General features: G+C 64.6%; 11 protein-coding genes and 1 pseudogene. 5 read left to right on the top strand and 7 right to left on the bottom strand.

The window, feature by feature from the left end; all coding sequences use genetic code 11:
• Window positions 1-827 (bottom strand): annotated as a pseudogene (locus G6020_RS16280) (cytochrome P450); the annotation flags it as partial.
• Window positions 828-844: 17 nt separating this feature from the next.
• Window positions 845-1,165: a 2Fe-2S iron-sulfur cluster-binding protein gene (locus G6020_RS16285; protein ID WP_007628312.1), complete on the bottom strand. Its 321-nt coding sequence runs from the start codon at window positions 1,163-1,165 to the stop codon at window positions 845-847.
• A 121-nt stretch (window positions 1,166-1,286) separates the two neighbouring features.
• Here G6020_RS16285 and G6020_RS16290 point away from each other — a divergent pair, with 121 nt between their 5' ends.
• Window positions 1,287-2,297 carry an AraC family transcriptional regulator gene (locus G6020_RS16290; protein WP_069389784.1) on the top strand — a complete coding sequence of 337 codons (1,011 nt, stop codon included), beginning with the start codon at window positions 1,287-1,289 and terminating at the stop codon, window positions 2,295-2,297.
• A gap of 63 nt (window positions 2,298-2,360) precedes the next feature.
• Here G6020_RS16290 and G6020_RS16295 read toward each other — a convergent pair whose 3' ends face one another.
• Genes G6020_RS16295 through G6020_RS16305 form a run of 3 tightly spaced genes read right to left on the bottom strand, consistent with a single transcriptional unit; the run spans window position 2,361 to window position 3,939 of the window.
• Window positions 2,361-3,062 (bottom strand): transglutaminase-like domain-containing protein, encoded by a 702-nt coding sequence (locus tag G6020_RS16295; protein ID WP_069389783.1) that lies wholly within the window; start codon window positions 3,060-3,062, stop codon window positions 2,361-2,363.
• On the bottom strand, window positions 3,059-3,289 hold the full coding sequence (locus G6020_RS16300; protein WP_176475171.1) for a hypothetical protein: 231 nt from the start codon (window positions 3,287-3,289) through the stop codon (window positions 3,059-3,061). Before G6020_RS16300 ends, G6020_RS16295 begins: the two co-directional genes overlap by 4 nt.
• Complete coding sequence (locus G6020_RS16305) at window positions 3,286-3,939, bottom strand: TetR/AcrR family transcriptional regulator (RefSeq protein ID WP_241504784.1); 654 nt, start codon at window positions 3,937-3,939, stop codon at window positions 3,286-3,288. Before G6020_RS16305 ends, G6020_RS16300 begins: the two co-directional genes overlap by 4 nt.
• Window positions 3,940-4,053: 114 nt before the next feature.
• On the opposite strand from G6020_RS16305, the gene G6020_RS16310 reads away from it, so the two are divergent.
• On the top strand, window positions 4,054-5,220 hold the full coding sequence (locus G6020_RS16310) for an acyl-CoA dehydrogenase family protein (RefSeq protein ID WP_069389782.1): 1,167 nt from the start codon (window positions 4,054-4,056) through the stop codon (window positions 5,218-5,220).
• A 54-nt stretch (window positions 5,221-5,274) separates the two neighbouring features.
• On the opposite strand, the gene G6020_RS17340 is transcribed toward G6020_RS16310, so the two are convergent.
• Both G6020_RS17340 and G6020_RS17345 read right to left on the bottom strand, forming a co-directional pair.
• Window positions 5,275-5,493, bottom strand: coding sequence for a hypothetical protein (locus G6020_RS17340; protein WP_241732785.1), 219 nt, complete (start codon window positions 5,491-5,493; stop codon window positions 5,275-5,277).
• Complete coding sequence (locus G6020_RS17345; protein WP_241732786.1) at window positions 5,490-5,687, bottom strand: hypothetical protein; 198 nt, start codon at window positions 5,685-5,687, stop codon at window positions 5,490-5,492. Before G6020_RS17345 ends, G6020_RS17340 begins: the two co-directional genes overlap by 4 nt.
• Here G6020_RS17345 and G6020_RS16320 point away from each other — a divergent pair.
• From G6020_RS16320 to G6020_RS16330, 3 genes are all read left to right on the top strand, one after another.
• Window positions 5,686-6,024, top strand: a complete 339-nt coding sequence (locus G6020_RS16320; RefSeq protein ID WP_182611312.1) for a transposase — start codon at window positions 5,686-5,688, stop codon at window positions 6,022-6,024. The genes G6020_RS17345 and G6020_RS16320 overlap by 2 nt on opposite strands.
• Window positions 6,017-7,168: an IS30 family transposase gene (locus tag G6020_RS16325; protein ID WP_182611313.1), complete on the top strand. Its 1,152-nt coding sequence runs from the start codon at window positions 6,017-6,019 to the stop codon at window positions 7,166-7,168. Before G6020_RS16320 ends, G6020_RS16325 begins: the two co-directional genes overlap by 8 nt.
• Window positions 7,169-7,409: 241 nt before the next feature.
• Entirely contained in the window at window positions 7,410-8,498 is a 1,089-nt protein-coding gene (locus G6020_RS16330) for an IS110 family transposase (protein ID WP_069389779.1), read from the top strand.
• Window positions 8,499-8,547 lie beyond the last annotated feature (49 nt).

Consider the following 8,547-nt stretch of genomic DNA (forward strand, 5'->3'; position numbering starts at 1 on the left):
GCCTCGTCGCTCTGCAACATGGTGATCAGGTCGAAACCCGGCTCTTCTCCCTCCGCCAGGCGGGCGGCCTTGTCATGCCACAGTGCGCTGAGTCCACGCGCCATGTCGACCATGCCCTTGAACAGCTCGTCGTTGTCGGAGGGCCCTCCATTGGCCTGCTCCATGGAGGTGGCCAGGTCCGACCACTCGACAAGCTTGTGGCGCTGCTCGTAGGGGAAGTCCAGCAAGGTCGCCAGCATGCGCGCGGTGAGCTCGATCGACACCGTCCTCACCCAGTCGAAAGGCTCGTTGACGGGCAGGTTGTCCAGGACGTCCCTGACGCGCTCCCGGATGAGGCCCTCCATCTCGCGCAGGTTCTTGGGAGCCACCACGCCTTGGACGGCGCGCCGTTGAACGTCGTGCCTGGGCGGATCCATGGCGATGAACATGGCGATGTCCATGAACCGCGGCGGCGCCCCGATGACGATCAGGGGCTCGGCGGAGAAGGCCTCGTGGTTCTTGTCCACAGCGATGATGTCGGCGTGCCGCGTCACCGACCAGAACGGCCCGAACGGACTGTTGGGCTGGTAGTGCACCGGGGCCTCGTTACGCAGGCGCTCGAAGTAGGGGGCCCACTGCCCCTGTCGGTACAGGAAGGGGTTGCTGAGGTCGATGTCTTCGAGCGCGAGTTCTTCGACCGGCGGGATCGGGCGTTCGACGAACATCTTCTGCCCGTTCGTGCCCGTCAACCAACGTCGGCTCTTGTCGTAGAGGTGCGCGGCCTGGACCTGGCGATCCAGGGGTATGGCGGCGTCGACCTTCGTCTTCACTGCGTCAGGGATCTTCATCTCGTCAACACCTCCTGTTACATCTGGAATTCAGGCAACTGCACGGTCAAGCCGTCCCATGACCGGGAGACCTGGACTTGGCACGACAGCCGCGACGTCGGCTCTCGCTCGGGGTTCATCGACAGCATCTCCTCCTCCTCCGGGCCGGAGGGGCCGACCTTGGCGGCCCAGGCGGAATCGACGATCACGTGGCAGGTGCCGCATGCGGCCTCTCCGCCGCAGTCACCATCGATGCCCGGAATGGCGTTGTTCGTGGCGACCTGCATCAGCGAGCAGCCCTCCTCGATGGGCGCCTCGTGCTTCTCCCCGTCGTATGACACGAAGGTAACGACTGTCATCTACAACTCCCTCACTATTGACTACGTCATCGACATTTTCTCCAGTATTGTCGTTGATATCGGCGATGACCATGTTGAATCGTGTCATCCTGCTGTGAGATCGGGTCACGTGAGGAGCGCTGTGCAGAGAAGCGAGCCGGGCGTCCCAGCGCTTGCCTTCGCGCAGCTGCTGGCCAGTCCGGCGATCGATCCGGACAGTGCCGAGCAGTTCCGTGCCATCATGGCGCGCGAGGGAACCGGGGAACTGTCTCTGATCCGGACCCAGGAGCAGGCACCGCTGCGGTGGTTTCGCGAGGTCTACCCGGACCTCGATGCCGAGCAGGCAACGAAGCTGGGGATCGCCTGCGCGGAACAGGCCCAGCTCACGTCCTTCGGGCCGTTGAGCGTGCCGCTGGTCAGCGCAGGAACCGTCGCCCAGGTCGTTCAGCTGTTGACCTATCTTCCCGTGATCACCGAGGCCGTCACCACCCAGTCCGATCCCCAGCGCGACGACCTGACGATCCGGCTCACCGGGAACGCGGCAGACCCCGACCTGGACTGTCTCGCCGTCACCTACTGCGGACTCGCCCTCATGCGGTTGGTCGACCGACTGGTCGACGACGCGTCGGAGGTGACCATGCATAGTCGCTGGCCGGAGCCAAGCAGCGGGGCTCGAGAAGCCTGGCCGGGGGCGCGGCTCATCTTCAACGCCCCCCTGTCCTATGTGCACATCCCTGAACGGACGCTACACGCGGCCTGCCGCTTCCCCGACCCAGTCGCCTACGACGTCGCCGTCACCAGCCTCCAGCAGGCGCTCGAACGTCAGGGCGGCAGCCGGGACTTCACCCGCAGGGTGCGGGCACTGCTGGACGACGGGCCAGGGGTGAGGACCATCCAATCGGTCGCGAATGAGTTCTCGATCTCCTCGAGTACCCTGAAACGCCGCCTCGCCGCGGAGGGAACCAGCTTCCGCGAACTCCTCCAGGAGTCACTGCTCGACCGCGCCCGGATACGGCTGCTCGACCGCTCCACGTCTGTCAGTGAGGTCGCCGCCGAACTGGGCTACAGCGACCTCACGAACTTCTCGCATGCCTTCAAAGGATGGACCGGCAGCTCACCGAGCCACTTCCGACGCGCCCACCAGCACCCTTGAGTACCACTTCCGCAGCCCCTAAGAAGGACCGCGCCCGGCGGGAGTGGCTCACCAGGTGCTCCCTTATGAGTCCACGGATCCTTCCGGAGTGGTCTCTCCGGTGGTAGCTGGAGGAGTGAAGGCATCGTCAGGCCCCGCAGCGGCGGTGACCATAGGTCCGTAGGCCTGGTGGAGGGCAGACAGAATGCGGCCCAGGGGGAGGTCGTCGAAGCTACCGTGGTCTCGTACGTACTCCATGTGCCGAGTCCCGTCGGAGGTGAAGGCGTGCATGAGCGCGTCGCTCCGTCCCTCGAATTCGACCGGTGGCACGCCGAATCGTTCGCATAACTCGACATTGAAGGCAGGTGTGGCCTTCAGCCATCGTCCGTCGATGTAGACGCTGCAATAGCCGTGATAGACGAACAGATCCGTTCCACCCATGACGGCTCGTAAGGTGTCGGTCTGCAGATGGTTCCGTACATCGGCGAAGCCGAGTCGGGTAGGGATGCCCGCGGCCCGCAGAACCGCGGCCAGTAGCACCGCCTTGGGCACGCAGTAGGCGCGGCCGGCCTGGAGGACGTGGCTCGCCCGGTAATGCTCAGGATCCTCGGAGACCGAGTAGGGGTCGTACCAGATTTGGTCACGCACTGCAGCAAAGAGCAGGGACGCTCTCTCTCGGGGGCTCGACGCGCCGGCGATCACGTGCTGGGTGAAGTCGCGTACCGAAGCGTGGTCGTGATCGAGGAAGAAGGTCGCCTCAAGGTGCGATCCCGGCGCCGGCGTCATCGCCGCACCGCGGTGTTGACCAGACCGTCAGTCTTGAGCGCTACGGCCGTGCGCGGCCAGCCGGCCGGCTGCTCGCCGGGCACTGCCGAGATGCAGACGTCGGGCATCCGCCGCACCAGGTCACCGACCTCTTCCAGCCACCGGTCGCACACGGGGCGTCGCCGTTCCAACGCGGGACCGCTTCGACGGGCTCGGGGTGCGCCCATTCCGGGCGAGAGGTCCCTCATCGCGCGCTCAACAGAAGGTCGTTGTCCACAGCAACCCCTACGCTCTGGGCGAGATCACGCATGATCAGCCAAACTTGATGGGCGATCCGGGTGGTCACCTCTTCCTTCGACTCATCGTGGTGGTCCAGCCACCAGATGATCCCCGCGTCGACCATGCCCATCAACCCCGCCATCACGCCGTCCGGGGGATCGACCTGTACCTCGGATGTGCGCATGTATGCCGAGGCTGCGGACACCACCTCCCCGAGGAACCGTGTGCGCCCCAACCTGGCCCGGTGCGTCTCCTTGTTCTGCTGGCGCGCCGCCATGAAGCGATACAGGTTGGGATGACCGGCAGCCCATCCGATGGCAGCGCCTATCACGCCTTCGATGATGGTGGGAGCTGTACCGCTCACGCGCATGGCGGGACGAACGGTGTCGATGAGCTGATCAGCCGCGAATCGGAGCACTTCTCGTTCGAGGTCTTCCTTGCTGTCGAAGTGCCGGTAGACGTGAGGCCGCGCAACGCCTGCCCGTTCCGCGATCTGGGCAGTACCGACGCCGGGACCGTACTCCTCGATCGCACGAGCCGCGGCCACCACTATCTGCTCTCGTCGTGCCGACCGGTGCGATTCGTGCGCCGTCGATCGGCGCACCACGGCCGTGTCCACCCACCTCGCAAGATCCACCAGCACATTCTAACCCGAAAGGGACTGGCGCGGTACAGGGTGTACCCGTAGCCTTCGGGTACACCCTGTACCCGGCACATAATCTTTGGAGGACCCATGCCCAGCCGCCGTTCACCCTGGATGAACCAGGACCTCGACGACTTCCGTCAACTCGCCCGGACGTTCTGCGAGAGGGAGATCAAGCCCAACATCGAGCGGTTCATCGAACAGAAGCGCGTCGACCGCGAACTATGGACCCGCGCCGGCGAGCTCGGCCTGTTGTGCGCCTCCGTTCCCGAGGAGTACGGCGGGGGCGGCGGCAACTTCTTCCACGAGGCGATCCTTATCGAGGAGCAGGCCCGCATCGGTGACAGCAGCTGGGGGGCTGCACTCCACAGCGGCATCGTGGCGCACTACCTGCTGCACTACGGCACCGAGGAGCAGAAGCGCGAATGGCTGCCCAAGATGGCCTCCGGCGAGGTCGTGACCGCCATTGCGATGACCGAGCCGGGGACCGGTTCCGACCTCCAGGGAATCAAGACGAAGGCAGTCCGAGAAGGCGACGACTACGTCATCAACGGAGCCAAGACCTTCATCACCAACGGCTACCACGCAGACATGGTGCTCGTCGCCTGCAAGACCAGCCCGGATCAGGCTGCTGCAGGCGTCTCACTGGTCATCGTGCCGACCAGCTCCGAAGGATTTCGGCGCGGCCGTGTCCTCGACAAGATCGGCCTCAAGGGGCAAGACACCTGCGAGCTCTTCTTCGATGACGTACGTGTGCCTTCCAGCAATCTGCTCGGCACCGAGGAGGGGCAGGGCTTCGTCCAGCTCATGATGCAGCTCCCGCAGGAGCGGCTCATCGTCGCCGTCAGTTGCGCCGCGTCGATGGACTTGATGCTGGACCTGACACACGAGTACACACTCACGCGCGAGGCGTTCGGCAAACCGATCTTCGGATTCCAGAACACCAAGTTCAAGCTCGCCGAGGTCGCCACCGAAGCCCGCGTCACCCGCGCCTTCATCGACGAGTGTCTCGACCTGCATGTCAAGAGCGAACTGGACATCCCCACCGCCGCGATGGCGAAGTACTGGAGCTCCGAACGCGCTCAGCAAGTCGCCGACACCTGCCTGCAACTCCACGGCGGCTACGGCTACATGGAGGAGTATCCGATTGCGCGCGCATGGACCGACCTGCGGGTCAGTCAGATCTACGCCGGCACCACCGAGATCATGAAGGAGATCATCGCCCGGTCACTCCCGACACCTGTCATGGGACAGTAGTCCGTACCCGACGCGCACTCGCTCGCTCGGCGAGCACTCCGTCCGCCAGCACGCCTAAACACGTCTCTGGTGGTCCGCATTTGAAGTCTTCTTACGGTTGGCTTTCGCGAGGACTTCGTCGGCGGTTTTCGTCCAGACGAAGGGGTGGGAGCGGTTGTTCCAGCCGTCGATGAAGGTGCGGATCTTGGCGTTGAGGTCCTTGACGGAGGTGAAGAACCCGCGGCGGATGGCCTGGCGTTCGACGATGCCGAACCAGACCTCCACCAGGTTCATCCACGAGGCGTGGGTGTGAAGTGGACCGTGAACCGTGGATTGTCGGCCAGCCAGGCCTTGACGTTCGCGTGCTTGTGGGCGGCGTAGTTGTCCATCACCAAGTGCAGCTCGGCCGGCTGGCCGTCGGCATCGACGTGCATCGCCCCGGGTTTGATGGAGACATCGAATACCCGGGAAGGGATCATCAGAACCATGGGAGCACCTCGCAAGTACCCGGATGAGCTTCGCGAACGAGCGACGCGGATGGCGCTGGAAGCACTGGCCGACCCCGACCGCTCACACGGTGCGATCGTGCGTGTCGCCGAGCAGCTCGGCGTGCACCGCGAAGCACTACGGACCTGGGTCCGCAAAGCCCAGGCCGAGGGCCAAGACGCGTCGTCGGTCTCGGCTGATCGCGACGCCCGCCTGGCCCAGCTGGAGAAGGAGAACCGCGAGCTGCGGCGGGCGAACACGATCTTGAAGCAGGCGTCCTTAGACTCAAACCGTCAACGCAACACCAAGCAATCTATGGTGGAGGTGGACGATGGCTAAGATTAGCCGGCCCGGACTGCCGCCGGAGGAACGGCAGCGGGTCTGGGATATGTGGAAGGCGGGGTCGTCGATCAGTGAGATCTCGCGATCGGTCGACTCGCCGCCGGGTTCGGTGTTTTCGATCCTGCGGCCCAAGGGCGGGATCTATCAGTCGCCGCAGAAGCGCCGGGCGGGGACATTGAGTCTGTCCGATCGGGAGGAGATCTCCCGCGGTCTGGCGGCGGGCGACTCGTACCGCCAGATCGGTCGCCAGCTGGGACGGCCTGCGTCAACGATCAGCCGAGAAGTCGGGCAGAACGAGGGTAGGGAGCGCTATCGCGCCATCGACGCAGACGACCGCGCCTGGCGCCGGGCCCGGCGTCCTCAGAAGCCCAAGCTGGCCACGAACCCTGTACTGCGAGGCTACGTCGCTGCACGCCTGAAAGAGGAATGGTCTCCGGAACAGATCGCTGGTCGGCTGAAGAAGCAGTACCCAGCCGGGTCGCGGATGCTGATCTCGCACGAGGCGATCTATCGGTCGCTGTACATCCAATCCTGGAATGTGCTGGACAAGTCGTTACAGAAGCAGTTGCGCACCGGCAGACCGATTCGTCGCGCGGTCAGCAACACCACCTCCGGCCAGTGGCGCTCGCAGATCAAAGACGCCGTGTCGATTGATGCCCGTCCAGACGACGTCGCGGACCGCGCTGTTCCAGGTCACTGGGAAGGCGATTTGATGATCGGATCGGAGCAGTCCCAGATCGCCACGGTCGTGGAACGCTCCAGCCGCTACACCTGCTTAGTCCAGGTCGACTCACGCCATGCGTCCTCTGTTACTGAAGGACTGTGCCGGGAGCTGTCGGCGCTCCCGGAGACGATGTCTCGCTCCCTGACGTGGGACCGCGGCATGGAGCTGGCCGGACACAAAGACGTCGCCGCCGGCACCGGGATCAGCGTGTACTTCGCCGACCCACACTCGCCCTGGCAGCGCGGCACCAACGAGAACACCAATCGCTGGCTTCGTCAGTATTTTCCGAAGAAGACAAGCATGAACGGCTACTCCCAGGCTGACTTGCACCGAATCGCGGAGAGATTGAACAACCGGCCCCGGAAAACCCTCGACTACGACACTCCCGCCGAACGCTACGCCGCCCTGTTGCATTGACGATTTGAATCCAAGTCGGCTTTTTTCGCTTCAGTACCACAATGATGATGCCCGGTGGGGTTGGCTCGTTTTTTCGCTGCCATAGGTGGCTTGTCCGCGATGTGCCGCTCCACCGGGTGTGCATCGCTGATCAAGGCCGTGGCCTGATAGGAGCTTGCTCGCTCGTCCTGCCCGACTGAGGCGTGCCCGACCTCGGTCGGCGGTGCCGAACGTACGGCAACGGATCAGAAGGAGGCCCGCGGTGACTGTCATCGGAATTGATGCCCACAAGAACTGGCACACGCTCGTAGCTGTCGACGAGGTCGGCAGGAGGATCGATGTCCTCACAGTCGAGGCCCGGGCGGCCGGGCATCAGAAAATCATGACCTGGCTCGAGCAGTTCGAGGAGGTGATCATTGCGATCGAGAACTGCCGGCACCTGACCCGGCGCCTGGAAGCCGACCTGCTCGACGCCGGGCACAAGGTCGTGCGAGTCCACACCCGGCTGATGGCGGGTATGCGCCGGTCGGGTCGCGAACCCGGCAAGTCCGACCCGATCGACGCAGAGGCCGTGGCACGCGTTGCCCTGCGCGAAAGTGACCTACCGACGGCCGAGTTGCCGGGGCCGGCGCGGGAGATCAAGCTACTGTCCGACCACCGTCGCAGCCTGGTCGCTCGCCGTACCGCATTGCAGTCCAAGGTCCGCTGGTTCCTGCACGAGATCGACCCTGACCTGCAGATACCGTCCCGGGCGCTGCGTCGTTACCATCTTCTCGATGAGCTGATTACCCACCTGGACGGCCTGACCGGGGTCGTGCCGGAGATCGCCCGCGACATCTTGGAGGACATCCGATCGCTCACCCGGCGGATCAACGAGATCGAGAGCCGCCTGAGCAAGCTGGCGCGCGCGAATCATCAGCACCTGCTTGAGGTCCCGGGGCTTGGGGTGCTCGGAGCGGCCATGATCATCGGCGAGACTGCCGGGGTCAGGCGGTTCAAGTCCAAAGACGCCTTCGCCCGTTTTAACGGCACGGCTCCGATCCCAGTGTGGTCTGGCAACAAGGTCCGCGTCAGGCTGTCCCGGGGCGGTAACAGGCGCATCAACACCGCGCTGCACATGGCCGCGGTGACCCAGCTGCGGCTCGGCGGCGAAGGCACCGACTACTACGACAAGCTCATCGCCGCCGGCAAGACCCGAACCGAGGCATTGCGACTGCTCCGCCGCCGGATATCGGACCGGGTGTTCGCAGCGATGCGCGCCGACGAAGCACGGCCCGTGGCCGAGGCCACGTCGCCGCCTCCAACTGCAGCGCCACGCACTCCGATCCCTGCAATTCAGGCGGCGGCGTGAGCGGGGCTTGACATAGGAGCATCGCGGAGCTGGACCGTCCACAGCGCTG

Source organism: Dietzia sp. B19, from assembly GCF_014145155.1.
GTDB lineage: Bacteria > Actinomycetota > Actinomycetes > Mycobacteriales > Mycobacteriaceae > Dietzia > Dietzia natronolimnaea.